Raw genomic sequence first — 26719 nt, 5'->3', positions numbered from 1 at the left:
TGAATGGCCAGGCGGCCGTCAGGCGCGCCGCCGCATCGGGGAAACCGCAGGAACACCGATGGCGGCATCGGGCAGAATCCGGGAGCCCGACGCGTCCGTTGCACCCGGCAAAACGTCGCAGGGCCCGAAAAAATGCACCATCACCATTCAGTCGATATCTCCAGTGGAAGTTCGGAATCCGCGCTGCGCCGTCTCCAGACGCAACTCGCAACCGACGAGAACGTTCTAGCTTCGCTGCCGGTTGACCTGGATGCCCAACTCCGTTTCCAGCCCGGCCTGCTGGTCCTGACCAGCCAAAGGTTGATGGCCTGGCACCAGGCCGCAGACCCGCAGGGAAGCTGGCAGAGCTGGGCGCTGACGCCCGACATGGGCTTGAAGCACGCCGACCATGCCGGCGTCGGCACCCTTGAATTGCAGGACAGCCGCACCCGCCTGGCCCGGTGGCGCTACACGCTGGGCCTCGATCCGCAGGCGCAGCGGCTGCTCAAGCAGTTCGACCGGCGCCGCGCCAGCCTCGACCAGCCCCCGCTGGAACCGGAAGACCTGACGCTGTGCCCGACCTGCAACGCGCCGCTGCCGCCCGACAGCGAAGACTGCGCCGTCTGCGGCAAAGCGTTGCATACACCGCCCTCGACCTGGGTGTTGCTGCGACTGTGGCGTTTCGCCCGGCCCTACCGCAAACAATTGGCGGCCGGTTTTGCATTGACCATGGCCTCCACGGCCGCCACGCTGATCCCGCCCTACCTGACCATTCCGCTGATGGACGACATCCTGATCCCGTTCCAGAACGGCCAGCAGATCGCGCCCGGCCTGGTCGGGCTCTACCTGGGCGGCCTGCTGCTGGCCGCGCTGGCGGGCTGGGGCCTCAACTGGGCGCGCACCTATATTCTTTCGCTGGTGTCCGAGCGCATCGGCGCAGACCTGCGCACCGCCACCTTCGACCACCTGCTGCAGCTCTCGCTCGACTATTTCGGTGGCAAGCGCACCGGCGACCTGATGTCGCGCATCGGCTCCGAGACCGACCGCATCTGCGTCTTCTTGTCGCTGCATGCGCTCGACTTCTTCACCGACGTGCTGATGATCACCATGACGGCGGTCATCCTGTTCTCGATCAACCCCTGGCTGGCGCTGGTCACGCTGGTGCCGCTGCCCTTCATCGCCTGGATGATCCACATCGTGCGCGACCGGCTGCGCACCGGCTTCGAAAAGATCGACCGCGTCTGGAGCGAGGTCACCAACGTGCTGGCCGACACCATTCCCGGCATCCGCGTGGTCAAGGCCTTCGCCCAGGAGCAGCGCGAGACCCAGCGTTTCCGCGACGCGAACCGGCACAACCTCGAGGTGAACGACCGGCTCAACAAGATCTGGTCGCTGTTCACGCCCACGGTGTCGCTGCTCACCGAGGTCGGCCTGCTCGTGGTCTGGGCCTTCGGCATCTGGCTGGTGTCGAAGCAGCAGATCACGGTCGGCGTGCTCACCGCCTTCATCGCCTACATCGGCCGCTTCTATACCCGGCTCGATTCGATGAGCCGCATCGTCTCCGTCACGCAGAAGGCCGCCGCCGGCGCGAAGCGCATCTTCGACATCCTCGACCATGTCTCGAACGTGCCGGAGCCGGCGCAGCCGGTGGTCATCGACACCGACGCCGCGAACAAGGGCCCGCGCGGCCGGCTGGAAATGAAGGGCATCGGCTTTCGCTACGGCAACCGCTCGGTGATCCGCGACCTGAGCCTGGCGATCCGGCCGGGCGAGATGATCGGCCTGGTCGGCCACAGTGGCTCGGGCAAGAGCACCCTGGTCAATCTGATCTGCCGCTTCTACGACGTGAGCGACGGATCGATCCAGCTCGACGGCACCGACATCCGCCGCTTCCGGGTGGCCGATTACCGGCGCCACATCGGCCTGGTGCTGCAGGAGCCGTTCCTGTTCTTCGGCACCATCGCGGAGAACATCGCCTATGGCAATCCGCAAGCCACCCGCGCCGAGATCGTGGCGGCGGCGCGCGCCGCCCACGCGCACGAATTCATCCTACGCCTGCCGCAGGGCTACGACTCGCTGGTGGGCGAGCGCGGCCAGGGCCTGTCGGGCGGCGAACGCCAGCGCATCAGCATCGCGCGGGCCCTGCTGATCGATCCGCGCATCCTGATCCTCGACGAGGCCACCTCTTCGGTCGACACCGAAACCGAGAAGGAAATCCAGAAGGCGCTGGACAACCTGGTGCAGGGCCGCACCACCATCGCCATCGCCCACCGGCTGTCCACGCTGCGCAAGGCCGATCGGCTGGTGGTGATGGACCGCGGCCAGGTCGTCGAGGTCGGCCCGCACGACGAACTCATGGCCCAGCGCGGCGCCTATTGGCGGCTGTACGAGGCCCAGCTGCGGCGCGTGGAAGAAAAAGACGTGGACGAACATGCGCCGCCGCCGGCCGAACACGCCGCCCATCCCGCGGGGAACCCATGAACATGGCAAACAACTTTCAACTCGAACGCGATGCCTTTGGCCGGCTGGTGATGATCGACGCGGCCGGTCGACGGCACGAAGGCGTGGCGCCGGTGCGCGCGTTTCCGATTGCCGCGCCCGAGGAAGGCCTGTCGCTCGTCGGCAGCGACGGGCACGAGCTGGCCTGGATCGATGCGCTCGCCAGCCTGCCGCCCGGGCAACGCGCACTCATCGACGAAGAACTGGCATCGCGCGAATTCGTGCCGGAGATCAAACGGCTCAAGGCGGTGTCGACCTTTTCGACGCCCAGCATCTGGACCGTGGACACCGACCGTGGTGAAACCGAATTCGTGCTCAAGACCGAGGAAGACATCCGCCGCCTGAAGAACCGCAACAGCCTGCTCATCACCGGCGGAGAAGGCGTGCATTTCATGGTCCGGGACGTGGCGGCGATGGACCGGGCCTCCAAACGCCTGCTCGAGCGTTTCCTGTGATTCCAGCCAGTGGATGGTTGGACAGAGCGCTCTGAAACGCCAATGTTTTTGCTTATTTTTTAAAAATAACCCTAAATTGCCCCGCTGTTCTGCCGTTAACACAGATACGAAGCCTGAAAAAACCGACAGGCACACCCCGAGGCTGGAGCGCAAATGCAAGTGAATCCGTTGGACCGTAATGTGAATTGGCCGCCCGCCGGCGCCGATTTGCCTGCGGCCGGCGCAAATGCAGCAACGCCGCCCCGTGCCTCACGCCAGGAAACCACCGCGATCCAGGCTGCGGTGAGCCAAAGCCAACCTGAGCCTTCGGTCAAGATCGAGATTTCGTCGGCTTTCGACGAGATCGTGAAACAGGAAAAAGCCGCCCAGGCCAAGGCGGCGGCCAACCCGCTCGCCGATGCGGCAACGGCAGCCGCTGGCAAGATCGTCGCCTCCGACAGCGCCGACGCCAGGGCCAGCCTTGGCGTCACCTCCAACACCGACAAGAACGCGCTCGACGCCAGTGGCAAGCCCGCCGGCCAGACGCCGACGGAGGCGGCGCGCAAGGTCGATACCGGCAAGCTGCCCGGCCCCGACCAGCCTTCCACCACGTCGGACGCGCCGTCCAAGGACTGGACCGAAAAGGTCAAGGCCGCCGAAGACAAGCCACCCGAGCCGCCGAAGGAGCCGATCTCCAAGAAGCTGCTGGATTTCCTGCAGACGCTGTGGCGCGCGGGCGGCCAGGCCATCGACGTGGTCGAAAACACCAACCAGGTGTTGAACAAGCCCAAGGCCTCGGACGAACCGCTGACCTACTCCGATCCTTCGGTCAAGAAAAGCAGCAGCATCTAGCCGCCGCCTCCGTTCAGGCCGGTTCCTCCAACGATTTCTGCGCCAACCTGAACCGCGCGGCCGCGCCCTCTGGCTCTTTTTCCAGCAGCCACTGCTGACGGTGGAACCTGGCCACCGCGGGTCGATGCGCTATGGATACCAGAGCACCCTGCGCACGTTGCACCTGGGCTAGCAGCCTCTGGTACACCTGACCTTCGGCTTCTTCATCCAGTGCGCTGGTGGCTTCGTCGGCAAAGATCCAGCGCGGTTTCTTGAGGAGCACCCGCGCCACGGCCAGGCGCTGCTGCTCCCCACCCGACAGTTTCTGGCTCCAGGCATCGGCGTCGTCCAGCCGCGCCGTCAGTTGCGGCAGCAAGGCATCCGCCAACGCCTGCCGCAGCGCCTCGTCGGAATATTCGCTCGCCGGCCGCGGATAGGCCAGCGCATCGCGCAAGGTCCCATCGGGGAAATATGGCCTCTGCGGAATGAACATGCTGTTGGCTGGTAGTGCCACGCGCCCGCGCGCATAGGGCCAGATGCCCGCCAGCGCGCGGAACAGCGTCGATTTGCCGCTGCCCGAAGGCCCCTTGAGCAGCACGCTGTCCCCCGGCGCAGCGCGCAGGCCCAGGCCGTCGAGCAGCACCGCGCCGCCGGGCAGTGCCAGTTGCAGCCCCTGTGTCTGGAGTTCGCCTGACGCGGCTTCGACCACCTCGTTGATGGTGCCGGACATCGCCTGGGCTTGCTCGCGCGCGCGGATGCTGTCCTCGAAACTGGTCAGCCGGTCGGCCGTGGCGCGCCAGGCCGCGAGGTTGCTGTAGTTGTCGACGAACCAGCTCAGCGAATCCTGCACCCGGCCGAAGGCCGACGAGATCTGCATCAGCGTGCCGAGCTGGATCGCGCCGCTGAAGAAACGCGGTGCGGCCACGATGAAGGGAAACACCACCGCGGCCTGGCCGAAGAAGCTGTTGAACCAGATCAAACGCTTCTGCGCCTTCAAGAGCGTCAGGTAGTTGGCGAGCACGCTGCTGAACCGCAGGTCGAGCTGCTTGCGCTCCACCGCTTCGCCCTTGTCCAGCGCGATCGATTCGCTGTATTCGCGCACCCGCACCATGTGGTGCCGGAAATCGGCCTCGTAGCGCTGCTGCTGGAAGTTCAGCGCGATCTGCGGCCGGCCGATGTAATGCGTAATGACGCTGCCGGCCAGGCAATACAGGACCGCCATCCACACCATGAAGCCCGGGATGTTGTACTGGCTGCCGTTGAAGCTGAAGGCGAAGCCGCCCGACAGCCCCCACAGGATGCCGACGAAACTCACCAGCGTGACCACCGCGTTGAGCAGCCCCATGGTCAGCGAGATGGTGTAGGTGGTGAACAGGTTCAGGTCTTCCTGGATGCGCTGGTCGGGGTTGTCCGGCGTTGCATTCGTCGGGGAGGTCGGCACGTGTTGACCGGCATCCGGCTCGGCGAAGCGCGCCAGCTCCAGGTGATAGAACGCGTGGTTGGCAAGCCAGCGCTCGAGGTAGTGGCCCGTCATCCAGGCGCGCCAACGGATCTCGAGCAACTGCGTCAGGTAGAACTTGTAGACCGCCAGGATGATCATCGCGAACGCGATGTAGGTGAAGCGGCCCAGCTGCGTCCAGAACACCGGCTGGTTCTTGTTTTCGAGCGCGTCGTAGAACAGCCGGTACCAGTCGTTGTACAGCACCAGCAAGTACACGCCGGCCAGGTTCAGCGCCACGATGCCGGCCAGCATGGCGCGCGCTTTCCATTTGTCCTCGGACTGGAAATACGGTGCGGACAATTTCCAGACTTTGCCCATCTGGCGTCTGAACAGCGAAGTGCGGGAAGACAGGCTCATGGATCACCGTGGATTGTTGGATGAAAAGGCATCGTAGCCCGAGCCGAGCCGCCACGCGCGGCTTGGTGGCCAGCCAGGGCCCCGTTTAAGGCCGGCTTAAGCGGCTGCGAACGGTGATTGGAGGCGATGGCAGGTGTTTTTGAGGCGGTACGCCTCGATCCGGTGACGTCATCCGGCGCCTACATGACATAGACTGCATATATCCGCACGCCAACCCGCCGCCCATGGTCGCCACGTTATGAACCTGGAACTCGAACTCGACGATCTCGTCCAAGAATTCTGCAGCGACGAGCGCAACGCTGCGTCGGTGCGCGCGCTCGCCGCGCTGGGCGACGTGCGCCATTACCGCAAGGGCAGCATCCTGATCCACGAGTCCGACGTGGGCGACACGCTGTTCGTGGTGATCCAGGGCCGGGTGAAGGTGTTCAGCACCGACAGCAACGACCGTGAGATCACCTTCGGCGTGATCGGCTCGGGCGACTACTTCGGTGAAATGGCGCTGGACGGCCGACCACGCTCGGCCAGCGTGATCACGCTGGAGCCCACGGTCTGCGCCCGCGTGACGCGCACCACGCTCCTGAGCTACATCGCGCGCCAGCCCGAATTCGCGCTCGACCTGCTCTCCAAGGTGATCCACCGCGCACGCATGGCCACCAACAGCGCGCGCAACCTGGCCTTCATCGACGTCTACGGCCGGCTGACCCAATGCCTGCATGAACTCGCCGTGCCGCAGGCCGACGGCAGCGCCGTCATCCCCGAGCGCCTGACCCACCAGGAAATCGCCAGCCGCGTCGGCTGCAGCCGGGAGATGGTCAGCCGGATCCTGAAGGACTTGGAGAGTGGCGGGTATATCGAGGTCAGGGACCGGCGGATTGCGCTGGTGAAGAAGTTGCCGGCTCGGTGGTGAAATCAAGCTTTTAATTCGCCTCGACCCTGTCGACGAGTTCGCGGTGGTGTTGGTGGCGGTGTCCCCGGTGCTCGCATCGCAGGTTGTTTGATGGCGGCCTGAATAAGTTGGTCACGTGTCCGCGATCCATCTAGCACGGCCAGCAGTCGACGTGCCAATTGAGGTGCGGCCACACTCGTACCGTTGCCTCGCACCACTGATCCGCCGCGGGTACCAGCACCCAGTATGCCCCGGACGTTCGTGCTTTCTTCGGCAACGGCGACCAGGTCCGGCCCCGCTGCCTTCGGCAGACAATCTCCGCCTCCCGAATAGGACAACATTTTCTCGTCGGAAAGCCGGTAGGCACCCGCCTTGCAGGTTTTTCCCCCTGTCGCAATCGGAGAGATGGAGCCGTCCCGTCGCACCAGGCTGACAGTGTTGTCCTCCAGTTGTGGGCGGCCGGCATCGTCGAATCTGCGATAAAACTCATCTTCAAAGTAGGACTGCCTGCCCCCCCTGCCGGCGGCAGACAATGTCGGGTCGTCTCTCTGCACCCAGGCGTGCACGCTCACCTTTTCCTTAGCATCGTCGTTCCTCACCTCAATCGTCCAACACCCATGCCGAGCAGGCCGACGAGGCGCCCGCGTCGTTGTTGGCGCCAGCGCCAACAACGCCATACGCCCATTTCCCTTGGCATTCAGCGGCGCGGCGATGACGGCATAGCTCGCATCGGCGCCGTCCGCCCAGACGGTCAGTCCACCTGGCTTGAGGGAAACCCAGTCGCTGGACGCGTCGGCTTTCGAGTTTGGAGGGGTCAGTTGGACGCTGATCTGCGCATCGATGGGCGCCCAAATTTCCACGAAAGACTCCGTCGCGTCATCGGGGAGTACGCGCCAGAGCAAGGTGTTACTGCCACCATCGGGTGCGAGCTCCAAGCAGGCATGCCCACGAGCCTGATACTGGTTGCCCGCGGGCACCACCACAGCGGTTTTCGATCCCCCTCGAGCCTCGATGAAGCCGTCGAGCGCAGCTTCGAGCAAGGACGATCCATCATGCGGACCCGCAGCCGGCCCATAACTCAAGTTGATCACCAGGTTGGCATCAGCTGCGCAGCGGCTACCGATGTAAGACAACGCATTCAAGGTCTGCGCACTCAGTGAGGAACCCGAGTTGTCTTCGACGGTCCGCCGCGGAAACTGCACCAGGATCAATTGACAATCGGAGGCTGCATCACCGGACGTCTCATCGCTGGCAGATTTTCCGGGCGACTTTGAGCCTCCCATGGCGCCCCCGTTGACGCGGCCGAACCGCTCCATGCGCCAACGGGGTCGACTTCGACCGCCCGCCAGACTGGCAACAAGCGTCCCATGGCTGAAAGCCTTCAAGGCACCGCGCAGCTTCTGCTGCAGATAAACACTCTCGTCCCAAAGCTGGCCATTTGACGAAAGAACGTTGGTCAATACCCCGTTGCGGATCGTTTCGGTATCACGCTCTTGGTCCCATAGATACCTGATTCTGCTGCTTTGGCCGTCCGCGGCCAGAAACTCGCGGTGCAGGTGGGCAAAGCCATCGTCGATAACGGCAATGACCCGTTCTGCAAGCAAATCCGAACGCGCTACAGCGGGAGGTAAGCGATCCGGAATCTGGTCCGCCAACCTATCTGGCTCTGCCAATACCGGCATGGCAAGCTCGAAGCGTTCGACCTGTAGTGCCAGTTGCGGGAGATCAGTCACTGGGAGACGGGCAGTTCCGAAGCAGGTGCCGGCTAACGGACGGACATTCCAGGCTTTCGCCGAGTTCCAGGAGCGGCAATCCGGTTTCCCTTCTCCCGTTTCAAAGGCCACCACGACCTCGAAGCTCGGATTTTGCGCCGGCCCCGGAAACAACCCTCGATACCCCTGAAAGTCCGTGAGCATGGCCCATAACAAGTAGGGATCTGCTCGCCCGCCAGGCGGTATGGTCACCGCGAACTTTGGGGGAACGACTCGCGTGCCGCTCATGGCGCCTCGGTCCCCATCGCGCCATAGACCACGTATTCACCAAACTGCCTACGCCATTCATTTTTGGCCTTCATCCAAAGGTTCTTCAAGACTGGTGAAACATCTGTACTCAGACGCTCGGCATGGTCTCTACCGTCAAAAAAATCTTCGTAAAACGCAGGAACAGATGCGCCGAACGATCCGGCCACTTCGAAAGGCTGATGGTCGGGCATGAATTCCATACGAGCCGTTTTATCAAACGCTTTCGCATTGAATTTTCTGGGCCGCCAAGTTGGCTGTTTCTTGTAATTTTCTTTGGCAGAGCGGGCCACACAACGCGAAACCAGATACTCCGCCAAAGTAGTTCCCAATAACCGCGCCGCAATGTTGTCCACGGGAAAATGAACCCCAGCGACCACCCGATTGGTGGATATTCGCGCCGCTTGCCGCTCGAGCTGCACGGAAATATCGTGCTTCGAATCGATGCCGAGCAGCTTCTGCAGCACGTGCGCCACGATGTAGGCCTGGGTCGCATGTCCGCAGGGAAAACTGCCGTGTCCGGGAGTGGCGATCATGGGTTGCACCTGCGCCGAGTAGTCGATGGGGCGCCAACACGCCAGCGCATGTTTGAAGCGCAGTTCGACGTTGATCGCCAGATCGAAGGCCATGTTGATGAGTTCGATGGTGTTGCGCGTGGTCTGCGGATGCAGGTGGACGATCTGTCCCCAGAAGGCGTACTGCGGCGTGATCTGCGCCATGATTTCCGCCTGCCGCTCCATGCGCAGTTCCGCCCAACAATTGGTCAATTCAGCCTGCGTGGCGAACGTCTCTTTGCTGGGCCTCGTGAGGCAGGCAATTGGCAGTAAATCGCATGTAGTGTGGCTAGTGCGCTTCAGATGCCACACCGAGTACCCATTGGTTTGCGGTATGAACTGGAGATTGGACAACAACTCCGCCTGGTACACGCCGGCGCGCACCCACGGTTCCCATCTATCGAGTTGAGAAGCATCATCGATTCTTGGTAGATCGGGGGCAGCGAGTTTGCTCTTCGGTTCCCAGATGCCATCGCGGCTGGTGATCAGTGCATAGGGATCCTGATCATTGCCACCGGACGCCGTGGTCAAGCCATTGCCACCGTTACCTCCGTTTCCACCATTACCCCCATTGCCACCATTACCCCCGTTACCGCCTGTTCGTGACATGTCGCCTCCTTTGATCAACGTGAAGGAACGCCGGCTTGAGCCAGCGCCAGCGCCAGCTTTTTTCCAAATGGATAGGCCGCAGAGGCTGAACTCTGCAAGTATTTGGAAACAGTGAATGCCGGCGAAGAGAGCATCAAGGTCTTTGCCATCTCGCGGGCCTTCTCTTGCTGGTCCAGATACCAATAGGCGGCCACCAGTGCCCTCATCGTTGGCAGATGGGTTCGATTGCCTCGGAGCGATTTTTCGCCGAGCGCCACCGCACGCAAGTAGTCCTCCGCACTGAGGGCAGCGGCCGTGGCGAGTGATTCGAAATAGTGACGCAAGGGATCCAACGGCGATAGTGCCAATGCACGGTCGCTGGCAAATATGGCCTGCTGCGTATCGCCAACGAAAGCGTGCACCACACTGGAAAAAAGCCAGGCCAATGCTTCACTTGGGTTGGTACTGCAAGCCAGATTGAGCCTCAGCAAGGCCGTTTCCACATCCTTTTGCAGATGGCAATAAACGAAACCTTCCATGGCCAAGGCCAGGCTGTTGGACGGATCGGCATCCAATGCCCGCTTGGTGTGATCGAGGGCGGCATGGGCTTCCCGCTGCAAGTCGTCCGTCATTCCGCGGGTGGCCTTGAGCACGTACCATTTGCCCATCCAAGCCCGTGGCGCTGCGACATGACGGTGCCGATCGATCAGCGTCGCCAGTGCCTCCCTGCTGCGATCGAATTCGCGTTTGGTCGATCGGTGCATCAGGTTGATGCCGCCGAGCATCAAAGCATATCCTTCGAGCGTGGGCAACGGTTGTGTCTGCGTACGCTCGACTTCACGTTGGAGCACGGCATGAGTCGTGGCATGCACGACGGCTTCGATCACTTCACTCTGCGCACTGAGCAAGTCGTCCAGCGTACCGATGATCCTGTCTGCCCAAATGACCTGCTGGGTGCTGGCGTCGGCGAGCTCCACCATCAAGACCAGGCTCCTGCCGCTGACGTAATAAGCACCGCTCACGATATACCGGGCACCAAGGCGCGCCTGCACTTCGTTGGTTGACGTCGTGCGTCCGCGAAAAGCGGCACTGCTCAACCGCGAGATCACAAGAATGTCCAATACCTTCGACAACTGGGCGATCACCGCGTCCGCGATCAAGTCGCCAACCGCAATATGCCCCGGCTCTTCGCTGCGGGCCTCGAAGGGAATCACGGCAATGGTCGGCTGCAGCGGCACTCCGTACCGGTCGCGCGACGGCAGGACCGGCATAGGCCCGGCAGCGCCGACCCGGTACACCCGCACGGCCCCGCTCACATGCTTGAGGTAACACTCGCCCAGATCTTCCAGCGTGCCGTCCAGTCCATCTGTCAGCGCATCCCTGACCTCGGCACTGGTGACCACCTCGCCCGGTCCCGCCGGCGCGACAAGGGCTTCCTTCACCTTGGCACTGATCATCACCTCCCCCGGTCCGGCCAGCGTCGTGATCCGCGCCGCCAGGTTCACCCCACTCCCGTATATGTCCATCGCATCCGCGTACACCTGTGCGGTATGAAGCCCGATGCGCAGCATCAGATGCTGTTCCACCCCGTAGCCAAGATTGAACCCCGGCATCGCGGCTTGTACTGCCAGCGCGCATCGCGCGGCGGTCTGGGGTTGATCGAATTCGAGCATCATTCCGTCGCCCAGGCTCTTGACCAGTCTCCCGCCGTGTTGCACAAGCAGTTTGCCCACCATCCGCTGCACGCCCTGCCAGCGGTGCACGATGTCGGCCTCGTTTTCCTCCATGAGGCGCACGGACTCCACCAGGTCCAGCACCATCACCGTCTTGGTGGAACGGGAAAGGCTGGCGGTGACCAGGCTCCAGTCATCGAGGCTCTTGTCGGGCATGTTGATTCAAGCTTTCGAAGCGGTCATCCTCCTTGTGAAGGAGGCCTCCCATTTGCAGATCCTGCTCGTCATATCGGTCAAAACTTCGTCTGACCGTCCCAGTGTCCACGCCGGCACTCGGCCGCGCGCCCCTGGCGTCGAACTACGCCGGTTCGAGGTCGAACCGCTGCAACAATTCGCGCGCCTGCCGCACATCCCGCGTGTCCTGGCCCTCGTCGATCACGTCGAAGGCCGCCTGCAGCAGCTGGCGCGCCTCGTTGGGACGGCCCTGCCGGGTCCACAGCCGCGCCATGCTGGCCGCGGCGCGCAGGCCGAGCGATGCCATGCCTTTTTCCTGCGCCAGGGCCAGCGCGGCGGTGAAGCATTGCTGCGCCTGCGCATCGGCATCGAGGCCGCTGCGCTGCGCCTGCTGCAGGCTGAGTTCGCCGAGCATGCGGCCGATCTCGGCTTCGTAGAAGCGTTCGCCGCAGCGCGTCACCACGTCCATGGCCATGCGCAGCAAGACCAGGCCCTCCTCGGGCCGGCCGGCCAGGGCCTGGCCTTCGGCGCGCAGCACGAGATAGAACCCGCGCGTGACCATCGCCCCCGTGGCCACCCATTGCGCATACCCTTCGGCCATTTCGGCGATGCCGGCTTCGACCTCGCCGAGTTCGGCGCGGGCCCGCCCGTGCATCAGCTTCGCATGGGCCAGCCAGACGGCGAAGCCACCCTCCTCGCAGATCTCGATGGCGCGCGCCGCGTGGTGCCGCGCCTCGGTGAAGTCACCCCGCAGGTACTGGATCATGGCCAGGAAGCCGTAGGCCTCGCCGGCACTGAACTTGTGCTTGAGCTCGGCCGCGAGACTCACCGCGGCCTGCACGCGCTTCAGCGCCTGGTCCGGGTGTCCCAACTCCCACTTCGCCACGGCCGAATAACACAGGCACATCACGCCCGGGTCCTGCACCGCGCCACGCCCGCGCGGCACCAGTCCGTAGTCGGCCAGGCAGGCGTCCATGTGCACCACGGCTTCGCGCAATTCGCCCTGGTGGAACACCACGTGGCCCAGCGCCCAGGTGGACTGCAGCCGGCGCATCGGGTCGGGCGACGAAGCGACCTGGCTGGCGACCTGCCGGGCGATCACATGCGCCTGCGCGAAATCGGCGCGCATGATGTAGTACGCCTCCAGGCCCAGCTGCGCCTTCAGCAGCGTCGCATCGTCGCCGCAGGCGCGGCACAACGCCACGGCGCGTTGGTAGACCTGGCCCACGCGTTCGGCGCCGTAGCCCTCGGTGGCAATGAGCTGGCCGGCCAGCAGCAACTGCAGCCGCAGTTCAGCGCGGTCGCGGCTCTCGTCGGCTGGCAGCGCTTCGATCAGCGCCAGGCCATTGCCGAGATGGGTGATGGCTTCCTCGTGCGCCGAACGCGTCAGCGCCAGCCGTGCGGCGCGCTCCCATTGCTCGATGGCGCGCGCGGGCATCGCCGCACCGGCGTAGTGCCGGGCGGCCATTTCGGGCTGCGTAGCCACGAGATCGGGAAACTGCTCCGACAGCACCTGCGCGATGGCCAGGTGGAAGCGGCGCCGGTCCCGCTCCCACAACGACTGGTAAGCGGCATCGCGCACCAGCGCATGCTTGAAAAAGTAATTGGTCCCCGCGGCACCGCGCCTGGCCACGATCAAACCCGACGCCATGAGGGTGCCGAGGCGGGCCTGCAGTTGCCCGGTGCGGATCGGCGCGCTGGCGTGACCGAGGATCGCCTGCATCAGCGCCAGTGAAAACTCGCGGCCGATGACGCTGCCCAGCTGCGCCAGCGGCTTGGCGTCGGCCAGGCGATCCAGCCGGGCCATCAGCAGGTCCTGGATCGTTCCGGGTACCGACTGCCGCAGCGACGACACCGCACCGCCGCCGGCCGCCTGCAGTTCCACCACCATGCGGGCCGATTCCTCGATGAACAGCGGCACGCCATCGGCCTTTTCCGTGAGCAGCCTGACCACCTCGCCGGAAACCGCCGCGCCATCGCTGGCGGCGACGATCAGGCTGCGCGCGTCGTCAGCCGACAAGCCCTTCAACTCCAGGTCGTCGATGGCGAAGCCCATGTCGCGCGGTGCGGCGCGATCCTCACGCTGCGTCATCAGCACCAGCAGCGGCAGTTGCGCCGACTGCTGCACCAGATGACGGATGAACTCGCGGCTGGAAGGGTCGATCCAGTGCACGTCCTCGAACACCAGGCACAGGGGCGCGGCACGGGCCTGGCCGGCAAACAGCTGGGCCAGCAACTCGAGCGTGCGTTGCCGCTGCTTCTCCGCCGAGTACTGCTGCACCTGTGCGGAGAGCGCCGCGCCGGCGGCCGCTGGCGCCGCCGGCGGCCCGTCCCGTCCGACGCGGGCCGACAGCAGCGTGGCCACCACACCGGCCACATCGGTCCCGCCGCCCAGCGTTGCCAGGCCCGCCTCGATCTTGGCCATCCGCGCCGGCATGGCATCGGCCTCGACGATGTTGAACAGGCGCAGCAGCAGGTCGATCAAGGGATGGAACGCGCTCTGCGCATGTTCCGGCGTACAACGGCACTCGAACGCCCGGCCACTGCCGCCCACATGGCGCTGCCTGAATTCCCTGACCAGCCGCGACTTGCCAATGCCCGCCCCACCCCACACCACGACCGCCTTCATGGCACCGCCGCAAGCAGTCTGCCAGTGGCCGCGCAACCAGCCAAGCGCATCTTCGCGGGCGACGAAGGGGCTGACCTTGGGCGCGATGTCGAAATGGTTGAGTCGCTGCCGCTTCTCGCCGACCAGGCGGTACACGGCGCCCGGATCCTCGAAGCCCTTGAGCTGCGGCAGGTTGTCGAGCCGCACACCGTCGAAACGGTGCTGCACCAGACGATAGGTCAACTCGCTGAACACCACGTGCCCAGGCTCCGCGATGGCCTGCAGCCGCGCGGCAAGGTGGATCGACACACCGACGGGCTGCCCGGCCCGCACCACCACCGGCCCCGTGACGACGCCGATGCGCACATGCAGGCCGAGTTCGGCCACATCCTGCAGGATCTCGGTGGCCGCGTGCAGGCATTGCAGCGCCGAATGCTCGTGGGCCACGGGCAGGCCGAAGTAGCACATCACGCCGTCGCTGCCCTGGGGATTGCTGGCAATGCCACCCCAGCGCAGCACGATGCGGGCGCAGCGCGCGTGGTAGCGGTCGAGCAGTTCGCCGTACTTTTCGGCGCCCAAGGCTTCCAGCAGACGCGTCGAACCGGCCAGGTCGTACGACATGCTGGTCACCTGCCGATGGCTGTTTTCCTGCAGGCTGGCCAATCCCGCGGGCGCGAGCACCAGTGCCGTGTCGGCATACACCACATGGCGCGGACCAACGCCGCGCGGGCCGTCGTCGTCAGCCGCCCCCGATATGGCGGCCTGACCCGCATGACGCGCGGCGCCGGTTGGGCTGATGGCCTCGCGGACCGCCCGGCCCAGCGGCTGTCCCTGGGCAAAGGCCCGGTACAGCAGGTCGACGAAACCGGCCTGCGCCACGTCGTCGCCCGGCACGTCCACCGGACAGACCAGCAGACTCAGGCCGTGGCGCGCCGCGCCCAGCGCCAGTCGGTGGTGCGGCGCCAACCCCTTGTCGCCGAGCGGCAACGGCGTCGCATGGCAAACCAGCAGCGCGGGCACGCGCGCCAGGGCGGCGATGTCGCGCAGGTCGGGGCAAGCCCGGCCCGCGCCGTCCGTCAGCGTGCAGACATCGGGCAACGGTCCGGCATAGTGCACAACGTCGCTGTTTTCGATGCGATGCAGGATTTCCCGGCCGTCGAGCTCGACCAGCGCCGCCAGGCTGACCGACACACCTTCCACATGGGCCAGCCGCTGCTTGAGTTCCTGCGCGGGAAAGGCTCCCGGCCCACCGCCATAGACGACCAGCACGCGCAGCAGGTCGCGGTCCACCCGCGGGTTGCGCAGCACCGCACGTGCCGCGTCCTGCACCAGATGCCGGGCAATGGCAAATTTTTCCCCGAGGAAATCATGACCGTCGAAGGCCACTTCCCAGGCGATGCCGGCCAGCCCTTCGCCCAACTGGAGATCGAGTGAGCGCAGCGGTGTGCCGGCAAGGAAATTCTGGATGTCCTCCGGGATGCAGGCGTCGTAAATCCGCGCCCCGATGTCGCGCACCCGGGAAAGGCGCGCCGCCCGGGGGAGGCCGGAGCCTTCGCCCTGCAAGCGGTGCAGCGCATTCGACGCCGCCCGGAGTTCGTCCAGCAGATCGGCCGAAGCGGGTCGACAGCCAGCACGGCCGATGCTGCGCCCGTCGGTCAGAAAGGCGACGATCTGGTCTTGCGCCAGCAGCAGCGTGAGCAAGAGGGGTCGAACATCCATCCCGCGCATGGCCTGCCTACTTGCTCATGGCACCAACAAAATGCAACCAACCGGGCGTCATGCTTCGAATCTAACTCGAAATGGGTAAAAAAACCCAAATTGTTACTTGCATATATGCATGGTTAACACCCCCTGCCGCGCAACCATGGTGGGTATGCGATGCAATTCCGCATCCCGAATCCGGCGTGGAATGCAAACGGGCTGCCGAGGCAGCCCGCTGAAGACGAAGCTCGTCGCGAGTTTAGGTGCGCGCAACACGCGGACCTGCCCCGCGCCCGCCGAGCAGCGCACTGCCCCAGTGGCCCAGGCCCATCACCAGCCGGCCCAGCGCGCCGCACGCCAGGCCCAGCGCGACAGCCAGTTCGCGGCCCGGGCGCACCACGCTGCCGTGCCACTCGGCGTTGGCGCCGTCCCTTCGGGAGCCGCTCGCGCGGGGCGGCGTCACCGGGTCCCAACTGAAATAGGCCGGCGGTGACACCTGGTCGATCGCACCGATGAACCAGGGCTCGACCACCGCGCGCTGGCCAGGCCGGAGCTCGATCTGCTCGCCGGCACGGAGAACATGGTCGCCGAGTTCGTTGCCGGCACCCCGGTGCGGTCCGTCGAAGGTGACCCACACCGCCCCATGCGCCACGCGCAGCATGCCGGCCTGGTTCGGTTGCAGCGTGGTGGCGCGGCCCGCTTCCAGCTTCCAGCATCCCGCCAGGGCCATCCGGGCCGTCAGCGGCAGGGATTGTTGCAGTTCAAGCGTGTTGGGGGTTGCCATGACATATCTCCAATGACAGGTGGTTCGGAAGGGAATCATCGTCGCAGCAGCCTTGGCGGTCCAATGAAAACGGGTTAGGCTATTGATTCCGAAATCGCATCAATGCCGGCATCCCGATCCATGCAGCAACCTTCCGTTCACCTTCGCACGCGGGCCATATCGGCCGGCAACCTGCGCGCCTTCGCCGCCGTGGCGCGGCATCTGAATTTCCGCGCCGCCGCGGAGGAACTGGCGCTGACGCAGTCGGCCGTGAGCCGCCAGATCCAGGCCCTGGAGGAGGAAATCGGCGTGAGTCTGTTCCTGCGCCACACGCGCGCGGTGGAACTCACCAGCGCCGGGGCGCAGATGATGCGCGCGGTCGAACCCTCCCTGGAGCGGCTGGACAGCACGGTGCGCCTGATCCGCCGCAGCTCGGGCCGCAAGAGCGTGGCCATCAGCACCTGGGCGTCTTTCGCCTCGATGTGGCTCATCTCGCGGCTCGAGGCGTTCCAGAGCGAATACCCCGACATCGACCTGCGCATCGACGCCACCGACAACCTGATCGACCTGGACACCACCGATGTCGACCTGGCCATCCGCTACGCCGCGCCGAGCACCGTGCCGCCGGGAGCGATCCGCCTCTTCGGCGAGCAGTTGACGGCCGTGGCCAGCCCCTGGCTGCTCAAGACGGGCCGCCCCCTGCGCGATGGCGCCGACCTGGCCCATTTCGCCGTGATCGAAGCGGGTGACGCGCACCGCACGCATCACCTGGAATGGCTGAGCTGGCGCCGCTGGTGCGATACCCATGGGCTGGAAAAACTCGAGCCCAAGCGCTGGATGTATTTCAACTACGCCTACCAGATCGCCCAGGCCGCGCTCACCGGCCAGGGCGTGGCGCTCGCGCGCATGCCGCTCGTCGCCGACAGCCTCGCCAGCGGCGACCTGATCGAGGTCTTGCCGCACATGCGCATGGAGTCACCGATGGCCTACTGGCTCATCGTCGGCCCGCGCAGCGCGGCGCGGCCCGAGATCAAGGCCTTCTGCACCTGGCTGCAGTTGCAGGCGGCGGGCACCAGGAAAGCGATCGGCGATACGCCGGACCCGGATACGGTGGATCAATTGGATTGATCATCCTCCGTTCGCCCTGAGCCTGTCGAAGGGCTCGGTTCCCCACCCGTTCGCCCTGAGCCTGTCGAAGGGCAGTCGTTGATGACGGAGCTTGTACCAGCTCACTCCAGCCCTTCGACAGGCTCAGGGCGAACGGGTGCGGGTGACCTTCGGCGATCGGATCAGATGCGCCATCAGCCCACCGGCCAGACCACGCCGTTGTCGTTGAGGATCGCGTCGAGCGGAATGTCGTGCGCAGCCGGTTCGAAGTCGTCCAGATAACCCTGCGTGAAACCCAGCCCCACCGTGTAAGGCTTGGGCTGCAGCGTGGCCAGCGTGCGGTCGTAGAAGCCGCCGCCGTAGCCCAGCCGGTAGCCGCCCGGCGCATAGCCCAGGCAGGGCACGAACAGCAGGGTGGGCACCACGAGTTCGGTGTCCTTGGGCTTCGGAATGTCGTAGGCGTCGTTCTCCATCGGGCAGCCCGGGTACCAGGCGTGGAAGGTCAACGTCTTGTGCACGCGGTCGACGACCGGCAGGCCGATACGCTTGCGCTGCGACTCCTCGAGCAGTTCGCCGTCTTCCTTCCAGCGGTGCAGCGCGGGCAGCGGATCGAACTCGCCCTTGATCGGCCAATAGGCGCCGATCACGGTATCGGGCCGACCCACCAGCCAGATGCGCATCACGCGCTGTAAAAGATCGGCCCGCTGTAGGCGGTCGGGCAGGTTCAGGCGTTGCTCGACGAGTGCCTCGCGCAAGGCTTTGCGGTCCATCGCCTTGTTTTCTTCTGAGTTGTCCATAATCCCCAACATGCAAGTTCCTGCCATTCTGACATCTCTCGCGCTGGCCCTCGGCCTGGCCTGTTGCGGCAACGCCCTTGCCCAATCCACACAGATCCGCCCCGACCCATTGGCGGGCCAGAATCCGCAGGCCGACGGCACCATCCTGGAGATGGCCCAGGCCTACAAGCGCACCGACCGCAAACGGCTCGCCGCCCTGCTGCCGCTGGTGCGTGGCCACGTGCTCGAGCCCTGGGCCGCGTACTGGGAGGCCCGCGCGCGGCTGGAGGAACTGGGCTCGGCCGACCTGCAGGCCTTCAGCGCCCGCTTCCCCGGCAGCTACCAGGAAGACCGGCTGCGCAATGACTGGCTTTTGCTGCTCGGCCAGCGGCGCGACTGGGCCACGTTTGCCGACGAACACGCGCGCTACCGCATGAACGACGACAAGGAGGTGCGCTGCTACGCCCTGCTCATCGACGAAGTGAAGAACGGCGCCAACGCGGCCGCCGGACTGGCCGACGAAGTGCGCCGCAACTGGTACGCCCAGCGTGAGACGGACGACGGCTGCGCCCTGGCCGCGGCCCAGTTGCTGGCCGACCGCAAGCTGCAGCCCATCGACATCTGGCGCAAGGCGCGCCTGGCCATCGAGAGCAACCGGCCCCGCATGGCCGGCAAGGCCATCGAGATCGTGTCACCCGAATCGCTGCCGCTGCTCAACGAGCTCAACGACAGCCCCACCAAGTTCCTCACCAGCAAGGTCATCGCCATCTCGCGCACGCGCAAGGAAATGATCATGCTCGGCCTGATCAAGATGGCCACCGGCGACGCCGACAACGCCGCCGCCATGCTGGACGCCAAATGGTCGACCCAGCTCACCGCCGAAGAGCGCAACTGGACCTGGGGCGTGATCGGCAAGCAGGCGGCGCAGAAGCTGTCGCCATCGGCCGGCGACTACTTCGCCCGCGTCACGAAGGATGAAGACCTGACCGACGACATGCTCGGCTGGAAGGTGCGCACCGCGCTGCGCAACGGCCAGTGGAAGCAGGTCGCCAGCGCCGTGGGCGCGATGAGCGAGGAAGCGCAGCAGGACCCGACCTGGGTGTATTGGAAGGCCCGCGCGTTGCAGGCCCTGGCCAAGTCCGATCTCGACCGTGTGGAGCCCAACCGTCTCTACCAGAGCATTGCCGGCGTGCGCGGCTTCTACGAGCAACTGGCGCTGGAGGAAATCGGGCAGAAGGTCAGCGTGCCGCCCAGGCCGGCCGCGCTCACACCCGAGGAAAAGGCCATCGCCAGCGTCAATCCCGGCCTGGTGCGTGCGCTGTACGCGATCCAGCTCGGCCTGCGCAGCGAGGGCAACCGCGAGTGGAACTACACCACCAACCTGCACGACCGCGGCGGCATGACCGACCGCGAACTGCTGGCCGCCGCCGACCTGGCCTGCCAGCGCGAGGTGTGGGACCGCTGCATCAACACCAGCGAGCGCACCAGGTCGGTCATCGACTTCGAGCAGCGCTTCCCGATGCCGCACCAGCAGGCCGTGGTGCAGCGCAGCCGCAGCATCGACCTCGACCCTTCCTACGTCTACGGCCTGATCCGGCAGGAGTCGCGCTTCATCACCGATGCGCGCTCCGGCGTGGGCGCCTCGGGCCTGATGCAGGTGATGCCGGCCACCGCGCGCTGGACCGCCAGGAAGATCGGCCTGACCGGTTTCACGCCCGACCAGATCAACGACCGCGACACCAACATCGCCATCGGCACCGGCTATCTGAAGCTGGTGCTCGACGACTTCGCCGGCTCGATGCCGCTGGCGGCCGCGGCCTACAACGCCGGCCCGGGCCGGCCGCGCGCCTGGCGCAACGGCCCGTTGCTCGAGGCCGCGATCTGGGCCGAGAACGTGCCGTTTGCCGAGACGCGCGACTATGTGAAGAAGGTGCTGTCCAACACCACGAACTACGCCGCCATCCTGAGCGGCCAGCCGCAGTCACTCAAGGCCCGGCTCGGCACCATCGGCCCGCGCGACGCAAGCGTGCCCGATCCTTCCAAAGACTTACCTTAAAAACTCACCCCCAAATCGCTCACGGCGTATAGCTCCTCCCCCCTTGCAGGGGGCGACACTGGCGGCCCGGCAGAGCCGGTTCCACGGTGTTTCTGGAAAAGGCAGTGCATGCCGTGTAAAACGTAGAGTCCGCAACGCAAGATCGCGCCATTGCCATGTTCATCGCCCATTCCATCGAAGACCTGCGCGCCCACCTGGGCCGCTACGACCATCCCGCCTTCGTACCCACCATGGGCAACCTGCACGACGGCCACCTGGCCCTGGTGCGCCAGGCCAGGCCACTCGGCGACGTGACCGTGGCCAGCATCTTCGTGAACCGGCTGCAGTTCCTGCCGCACGAAGACTTCGACAGCTACCCGCGCACCTGGGACGCCGACTGCGCCAAGCTCGAAGCCGCCGGCTGCGACGTGCTGTTCGCGCCGCGCGAGAGCGACCTCTATCCGGTGGCGCAAACCTGCAAGGTGCATCCCGACCCCGCGCTGGCCGACGTGCTCGAAGGGCATTTCCGGCCTGGTTTCTTCATCGGCGTCTGCACCGTGGTGATGAAACTGTTCACCTGCGTGTTCTCCGAAGCCAAGGGCAAGCGGACTGCGGTGTTCGGCAAGAAGGACTACCAGCAGCTGATGATGATCCGCCACATGGTGCAGCAGTTCGCCCTGCCGATCGACATCGTCGGCGCCGAGACCGCGCGTGCCGAGGACGGCCTGGCGCTATCGTCGCGCAACGGCTACCTGAGCGCGGAGGAGCGGGCCGAGGCGGTGCAGCTGTCGCTCGTGCTCAAGGCGCTGGCGGCGACGGCGAAGCAGGGCGCGTTCGACCTGCCCTCGCTCGAGGCCGAGGCCATGGGCAAGCTGCGCGCGCGTGGCTGGAACCCCGACTACATCACCGTGCGGCGCCAGAGCGACCTGCAGTTGCCCGTCGCCGGAGAACCGATGGTGGTGCTCGGCGCGGCCCGGCTCGGCTCGACGCGGCTCATCGACAACCTGGAAATCTGAAAGCGCTACGCTTCGGTGTCGGCGCGCACAATGCCCTATGAATAAAGTATTGATCCTCGGCGGCGCCGGCTTCGTCGGCCGCCACGTCTGCACCAAGCTCGCGCTGCTGCCCTGGCAGGTCACCGTGCCCACGCGCCGCTTCGACCGCACCAAGTCGCTGCAGATCCAGTCGCGCCTGGACTTGTTCGAGGCCGACATCTTCGACGAGGCCACGCTGGCCCGGCTGCTCCAGGGCCAGGACGCGGTGATCAACCTCGTGGCCCAGCTGCACGGCGACGAGGCCGCGCTGGCCCGGGCCCATGTGGAGCTGCCGCAGAAACTGGCGCGGGCCTGCTCGGCCGCGGGCGTGCACCGCGTGATCCATGTCAGCGCCCTCGGCGTGCCGAGCCTGCAGCCCGAACTCGCCCCGTCGCGCTACCTGCGCAGCAAGGCCCGCGGCGAAGCCGTGCTGCGCCAGGCCGTCGCCGCCTACGGCCTGGACCTCACCGTGCTGCGCCCGAGCGTGATCTTCGGCGAGGACGACCGTTTCCTCAACGTGTTCGCCGCGCTGCAGCGCCGCTTCCCCTTCATCCCGCTGGCCGGCGGCGGCAGCTGGTTCCAACCGGTCTGGGTCGAGGACGTGGCGCAGGCGCTGGTGAATGCCCTGGCCGACCCGCGCTACGACCGCGAGTCCATCGGCCAGACCTACGAGGCCTGCGGCCCCGAACGCTTCACGCTCCAGGACCTCGTGAACTTCGCCGGCCATGCGGCCGGCGTGAACCACGGCCGCGGCCGCCCGGTCATCGACCTGCCGCCCGCCCTCGGCCGCCTGCAGGCCAGGCTCCTCGAATGCGCCCCCGGCGAGCCGATGATGACGCGCGACAACCTCGACTCGATGCAGGTGCCCAACATCGCCAGCGGCGTGCTGCCCGGCCTGCAGGCGCTGGGCGTCACCCCTTCCGGCCTGAGCGCCATCGCGCCGCGCTACCTCGCGCCGATGGACCCGGCGACCAGGCTGCGGCACGGCCGCACGGGGCGGCGCGGGCCGGGGCATCCGACGCACCAGCCCTGACACGGTCGCCAGCGCCCGCATCAATGGCGGGTGATTTCCGCATCAATGCCGGGCCGCACCCGCGCTAGCATGTGAGCCTCATTCCAAGGGGGTCACATGCTCAAGCTCTACATCGGCAACAAGAACTATTCTTCCTGGTCCATGCGGCCCTGGGTGCTGCTCAAGCAGGCCGGCATTCCCTTCGAGGAGGTGATGCTGCGCTTCGATTCCTTCGACGACGGCTCGGCGTTCAAGCAGGCGGTCGATCAGATCAGCCCGGTCGGCAAGGTGCCGGTGCTGGTGCTGGAAGACGGCTTCGCGGTGTGGGACACGCTGGCCATCTGCGAGACCCTGGCCGAGCGTTTTCCCGACCATCACCTCTGGCCCAGCGACCCGCAGGCCCGCGCCCGTGCGCGCAGCGTGTGCGCCGAGATGCATTCGGGTTTCGGCAGCCTGCGCAGCCATTGCGCGATGAACATCGAGGCCTCGCTGCCCGAAGTCGGCGCACGGTTGTGGCGCGACGAGGCCGGCGTGCGTGCCGACGTGGCGCGGCTGGTGGCGATGTGGGGCGGCCTGCTCGCGGCCTATCCGCGCCAGGCCGGGCCGGGTGGCGATCCCCATTTCCTGTTCGGCGACTTCAGCATCGCGGATGCCTTCTTCGCGCCGGTCTGCATGCGGCTGCGCACCTATGCCCTGCCGGTGCCCAGCGAGATCGCCTCTTATGTGGAACGCGTGGCGTCCGCGCCGGGCGTCAAGGCCTGGATCGACGATGCACTGGCGGAAAAGGACTTCCTGCCTTTCGAGGAACCGTACCGCACCTCGCGCGACTGAAGCGCTGCGGCCCTAAACTGCCGCGATGCACATCTATCTCGTCGGCGGCGCAGTACGCGACGCCCTGCTCGGCCGGCAGGACGGCCGGCGCGATCGCGACTGGGTCGTGGTCGGCGCCACACCGGAACAGCTCAGCGCCCTCGGCTACCTGCCCGTCGGCAAGGACTTTCCGGTGTTCCTGCACCCGCGCACCCGCGAGGAATACGCGCTGGCCCGCACCGAACGCAAGACGGCGCGCGGCTACCGCGGCTTCGCCGTGCACGCATCGCCCGACGTGACGCTGGAGCAGGACCTCGCGCGGCGCGATCTCACTATCAATTCCATAGCTATCAGCGCCGATGAAATGGGCGCTGATGGCCAATTCGATGCAAGACCGGAGTGCCTGGTCGACCCCTACGGCGGCCAGCGCGACCTGCGGGACAAATTGCTGCGCCACGTCACCGATGCCTTCCGCGAAGACCCGGTGCGCATCCTGCGCGTGGCCCGCTTCGCCGCACGTTTCCACGACTTCCGCGTGGCCGACGAGACCATGGCGCTGATGCGCGACATGGTGGCCGAGGGCGAGGTCGATGCCCTGGTGCCCGAACGCGTGTGGCAGGAACTGGCCCGCGGGCTGATGGAGGCCAGGCCCTCGCGCATGTTCGAGGTGCTGCGCGACTGCGGCGCACTGCAGAAGCTGCTGCCCGAAGTCGACCGGCTCTGGGGCGTGCCGCAGCGGGCCGAGTACCACCCCGAGGTCGACACCGGCGTGCACCTGATGATGGTGCTCGACATGAGCGCGCGGCTGGCCGCGCCGCTGCCCACGCGATTCGCGTGCCTGACCCACGACCTCGGCAAGGGCACCACGCCCGCCGACGTGCTGCCGCGCCACATCGGTCACGAGCAACGCAGCGCCAGGCTGCTCCTGGGCGTCTGCGAACGCCTGCGCGTGCCCGTGGAATGCCGCGAGATCGCCGATGTGGTGGCGCGCGAGCACGGCAACATCCACCGCAGCGGCGAGCTCAACGCGGCGGCACTGGTGCGGCTGCTCGAGCGCTGCGACGCGATCAGGAAACCGCAGCGTTTCGCGCAGGTGCTGCTGGCCTGCGAATGCGATGCCCGCGGCAGGCTGGGAATGGCGGAAGACGCCTATCCCCAGCGCGAGCGGCTGACGCAGGCGCTGGCGGCGGCACAGTCCGTGGACACGGCCGCCGTGGCGCAGGCCGCGCAGCATGCGGGCGCGAAGGGGCCGCAGATCGGCGAATGGGTGCACCGGGCGCGCATCGATGCGGTCGCGCAGGCCACGACCGGGCCGGCGGCCTGAGGTTCGGTCACGGGGTCGCTTCGGCCGGCGGCTTGTCGAATTCGAGGCGCTGCTGGTCGAACAGCTTTTGCACTTCCTCCTCCGACAGGGGCGCGGCCTCTGCCGCGACCGCCGCCGACCTGGGCTGCCACACGAGCGCCGGCCAGCACCATACCGCCGCGATCACCGCCGCCTGGACCAGCAGATAGGGGGCCAGCGCACGGCTCAGCCTGCGGGTGGACAGCCGCCCGGGCAGCAGGTGGCCGACCATGAGGATGGCATAGCCGAACGGCGGCAGCAGGAACCCCATCTGCAGCACCAGCAGCGCCAGCACCGCCACCCAGGCGGCATCGGGCACCAGCACCAGCAAAGGTGGCATGGCGATGGGCACGATGACGAAGATGATCTCGAACGCGTCCAGCACGAACGCGCTCAACACCAGCATGCCCAGTACCGCGGCCAGCGCCGCCGAGCCGCCTCCCGGCAGGCTGCGCAGCAAGTCGCCAATCCAGACGTCGGTGCCGAGCGCGCGCAGCACCAGCGTGTAGGTGGTGGCGGCCATCAGCAGGGCGAACAGGGCGCCGGTGATGGCCAGCGTGTCTTGCAGCACCTGCCGCCCGACCGACCGGGTCAGCGTGCCGGTGGCCAGGCCAAAGCCGCACAGGGCCAACGCGCCGGTGGCCGCGCCTTCGACGGCATAAAGATAGCCCAGGGTGACACCGGTGAGCAGCGCGAGGATGCAGGCCACGGCGCCGACGGCAATGGCCCAGTCCGCGCGGCTCGGCGATGCCGGGCCCGTCGGAGTGGCCGTCGAAGCCGCCGCCGACTCCGCCGGCGACACGCCGCGGTGCCGCCACCAGGTCGCCACCATGAACAGCACCAGCATGGCCGCGGCCGGCCGCAGCGCGCCGAGGAAGATGTCCTGCGTGTTGACGATCAGCGCCGCCCGCGCGGCGGTGTTCACGGCTTCGGTATGGGCGCGCATCATGGCGTCACCGAGCAGGATCAGCACCAGGGAGGGCGGCACCACCACGCCCACCGTGCTGGCCGTGCAGATCAACGCGGCACCGCTTTCGGCCGGAATGCCCCGCGCACCGAGCCGCCGCCCCATGGCCCGCGAGAGCATGGTGATGCTGGCGCCCACCGAGCCGTTCATCGGCGCCAGCAGCGTGCCCAGCCCGAGGCCGGCCAGGTAGGGTGCCGCGGCCGTCCTGCGCATCAGCCGCAACGCCACGCGGAACAGGATGTCGGTCAGCGGCAGCCGATTCAGCAGGGCGCCGATCAGCACGTACAGCGGCAACGCCTGCAGCAGGTCGTGCTCCAGCAGGCCGAGCAGGCGCAGCGGCAGGGCGAAGAACAATTGCGCCGGCCAAAGCCCCAGCACCATGCCGCCCACCGCGAACGCCATCGCGGTACCGACCAGCACCGTCCAGGCGGGCAGGCCGCTCACCGCCATCAGCAACGCCGTGGCCAGCAGCATCCACAATCCCGCGGCACCCATCAGCGCTGCTCAGGCACCGCCGGCATCCAAAGGCCGAGCACGGCTTGCAACCCCGCCAGCAGGGCCATCAGCGGCACGCCGAGCTTGAGCACGAAGTAGCCGGGATTGGACGTATCGGGAAAGCCCTCGAGCTGCGCCAGCGACTGCCGCACCATGGGCAGGGCGGCGACGAAGACGAACACCGCCCACGGCAGGGCCACGCAGATGGCGGCGGCCCGCTGGCACCAGCGGCGCAGCCGCGCTGGATAACGCCGGGCCAGCAGGTCCGGCGTGAGGTGGGTGCCGGCGCGCGTCGCATGGGTGAGGCCCACGGCCACGTACAGGCCGAACAGCAGTTGGGCCAGGTCATTGGCCTGGCTGGAGAAGGCATGCAGCCCGTCGCGCAGGGGCCACTGCAGGCACAGCAGCAGCGCCAGCGGTATCACCAGGCAGGACGCCGCGGCGGTGGTGCGCGCCAGCAGCCGGTCCAGCCGGGCCAGGCCGCGCCTGAAGCGGGAGGTTTCGGCTTGCGGCAT

General features: G+C 66.4%; 19 protein-coding genes. 10 read left to right on the top strand and 9 right to left on the bottom strand.

Translation table 11 applies throughout. The annotated features are described in order from the left end of the window. Positions 1–132 precede the first annotated feature (132 nt). The 3 genes from RD110_RS06545 (at position 133) to RD110_RS28500 (ending at position 3764) form a co-directional block, all read left to right on the top strand. Positions 133–2460 carry a cyanophycin metabolism-associated ABC transporter gene (locus RD110_RS06545; RefSeq protein WP_076197810.1) on the top strand — a complete coding sequence of 776 codons (2328 nt, stop codon included), beginning with the start codon at positions 133–135 and terminating at the stop codon, positions 2458–2460. Beyond that, a complete protein-coding gene (locus RD110_RS06540; RefSeq protein WP_076197808.1) occupies positions 2457–2933 on the top strand; it encodes a cyanophycin metabolism-associated DUF1854 family protein in 477 nt (158 codons plus the stop codon). Before RD110_RS06545 ends, RD110_RS06540 begins: the two co-directional genes overlap by 4 nt. A 282-nt stretch (positions 2934–3215) precedes the next feature. Then, positions 3216–3764 carry a hypothetical protein gene (locus RD110_RS28500; protein ID WP_239467189.1) on the top strand — a complete coding sequence of 183 codons (549 nt, stop codon included), beginning with the start codon at positions 3216–3218 and terminating at the stop codon, positions 3762–3764. A gap of 13 nt (positions 3765–3777) precedes the next feature. On the opposite strand, the gene RD110_RS06530 is transcribed toward RD110_RS28500, so the two are convergent. Continuing rightward, positions 3778–5601: an ABC transporter ATP-binding protein/permease gene (locus tag RD110_RS06530; protein ID WP_076197806.1), complete on the bottom strand. Its 1824-nt coding sequence runs from the start codon at positions 5599–5601 to the stop codon at positions 3778–3780. 238 nt (positions 5602–5839) lie between these two features. Between RD110_RS06530 and RD110_RS06525 the strand changes: the two genes are divergently transcribed. After that, positions 5840–6508: a Crp/Fnr family transcriptional regulator gene (locus RD110_RS06525; protein WP_083686128.1), complete on the top strand. Its 669-nt coding sequence runs from the start codon at positions 5840–5842 to the stop codon at positions 6506–6508. A gap of 2 nt (positions 6509–6510) precedes the next feature. Here RD110_RS06525 and RD110_RS06520 read toward each other — a convergent pair whose 3' ends face one another. The 5 genes from RD110_RS06520 to RD110_RS06500 all read right to left on the bottom strand — a co-directional run bounded on the left by RD110_RS06520 (position 6511) and on the right by RD110_RS06500 (position 16647). Continuing rightward, positions 6511–8487, bottom strand: coding sequence for a S8 family serine peptidase (locus RD110_RS06520; protein WP_083686127.1), 1977 nt, complete (start codon positions 8485–8487; stop codon positions 6511–6513). Continuing rightward, positions 8484–9668, bottom strand: a complete 1185-nt coding sequence (locus tag RD110_RS06515) for a phosphatase PAP2 family protein (RefSeq protein WP_076197802.1) — start codon at positions 9666–9668, stop codon at positions 8484–8486. The genes RD110_RS06520 and RD110_RS06515 overlap by 4 nt, the downstream gene beginning before the upstream one ends. A gap of 14 nt (positions 9669–9682) precedes the next feature. Then, positions 9683–11536 carry an adenylate/guanylate cyclase domain-containing protein gene (locus RD110_RS06510; protein ID WP_076197800.1) on the bottom strand — a complete coding sequence of 618 codons (1854 nt, stop codon included), beginning with the start codon at positions 11534–11536 and terminating at the stop codon, positions 9683–9685. A 142-nt stretch (positions 11537–11678) separates the two neighbouring features. Next, the gene (locus tag RD110_RS06505; RefSeq protein WP_162277345.1) at positions 11679–15881 is read right to left on the bottom strand and encodes an ATP-binding protein; all 4203 of its coding nucleotides are present in this window, start codon (positions 15879–15881) and stop codon (positions 11679–11681) included. Between the two features lie 241 nt (positions 15882–16122). Next, complete coding sequence (locus tag RD110_RS06500; protein WP_076197796.1) at positions 16123–16647, bottom strand: DUF2917 domain-containing protein; 525 nt, start codon at positions 16645–16647, stop codon at positions 16123–16125. 120 nt (positions 16648–16767) lie between these two features. On the opposite strand from RD110_RS06500, the gene RD110_RS06495 reads away from it, so the two are divergent. After that, positions 16768–17754, top strand: a complete 987-nt coding sequence (locus RD110_RS06495; protein ID WP_083686125.1) for a LysR substrate-binding domain-containing protein — start codon at positions 16768–16770, stop codon at positions 17752–17754. Between the two features lie 173 nt (positions 17755–17927). Here the strand turns inward: RD110_RS06495 and RD110_RS06490 are convergent, their stop codons facing one another. After that, the gene (locus tag RD110_RS06490; RefSeq protein WP_076204497.1) at positions 17928–18503 is read right to left on the bottom strand and encodes a 5-formyltetrahydrofolate cyclo-ligase; all 576 of its coding nucleotides are present in this window, start codon (positions 18501–18503) and stop codon (positions 17928–17930) included. Between the two features lie 37 nt (positions 18504–18540). Between RD110_RS06490 and RD110_RS06485 the strand changes: the two genes are divergently transcribed. The 5 genes from RD110_RS06485 to RD110_RS06465 all read left to right on the top strand — a co-directional run bounded on the left by RD110_RS06485 (position 18541) and on the right by RD110_RS06465 (position 24724). Beyond that, positions 18541–20565 (top strand): lytic transglycosylase domain-containing protein, encoded by a 2025-nt coding sequence (locus RD110_RS06485; RefSeq protein WP_076197792.1) that lies wholly within the window; start codon positions 18541–18543, stop codon positions 20563–20565. A 155-nt stretch (positions 20566–20720) separates the two neighbouring features. Next, positions 20721–21560: a pantoate--beta-alanine ligase gene (panC, locus tag RD110_RS06480; protein ID WP_076197790.1), complete on the top strand. Its 840-nt coding sequence runs from the start codon at positions 20721–20723 to the stop codon at positions 21558–21560. Between the two features lie 37 nt (positions 21561–21597). Continuing rightward, a complete protein-coding gene (locus RD110_RS06475; protein ID WP_076197788.1) occupies positions 21598–22611 on the top strand; it encodes a complex I NDUFA9 subunit family protein in 1014 nt (337 codons plus the stop codon). Between the two features lie 96 nt (positions 22612–22707). After that, positions 22708–23421 (top strand): glutathione S-transferase family protein, encoded by a 714-nt coding sequence (locus tag RD110_RS06470; RefSeq protein ID WP_076197786.1) that lies wholly within the window; start codon positions 22708–22710, stop codon positions 23419–23421. 25 nt (positions 23422–23446) lie between these two features. Then, positions 23447–24724, top strand: a complete 1278-nt coding sequence (locus RD110_RS06465) for a multifunctional CCA addition/repair protein (protein WP_076197784.1) — start codon at positions 23447–23449, stop codon at positions 24722–24724. Between the two features lie 7 nt (positions 24725–24731). On the opposite strand, the gene RD110_RS06460 is transcribed toward RD110_RS06465, so the two are convergent. Continuing rightward, on the bottom strand, positions 24732–26204 hold the full coding sequence (locus RD110_RS06460) for a TRAP transporter large permease subunit (protein WP_076197782.1): 1473 nt from the start codon (positions 26202–26204) through the stop codon (positions 24732–24734). Further along, positions 26204–26719 carry a TRAP transporter small permease subunit gene (locus RD110_RS06455; protein ID WP_076197780.1) on the bottom strand — a complete coding sequence of 172 codons (516 nt, stop codon included), beginning with the start codon at positions 26717–26719 and terminating at the stop codon, positions 26204–26206. The genes RD110_RS06460 and RD110_RS06455 overlap by 1 nt, the downstream gene beginning before the upstream one ends.

Source organism: Rhodoferax koreense (genome assembly GCF_001955695.1).
In the GTDB taxonomy this organism is placed as follows: Bacteria; Pseudomonadota; Gammaproteobacteria; order Burkholderiales; family Burkholderiaceae_C; genus Rhodoferax_B; species Rhodoferax_B koreensis.
Note: the sequence above shows the minus strand (reverse complement) of the source record. Positions and strands in the feature narration are given on the sequence as shown.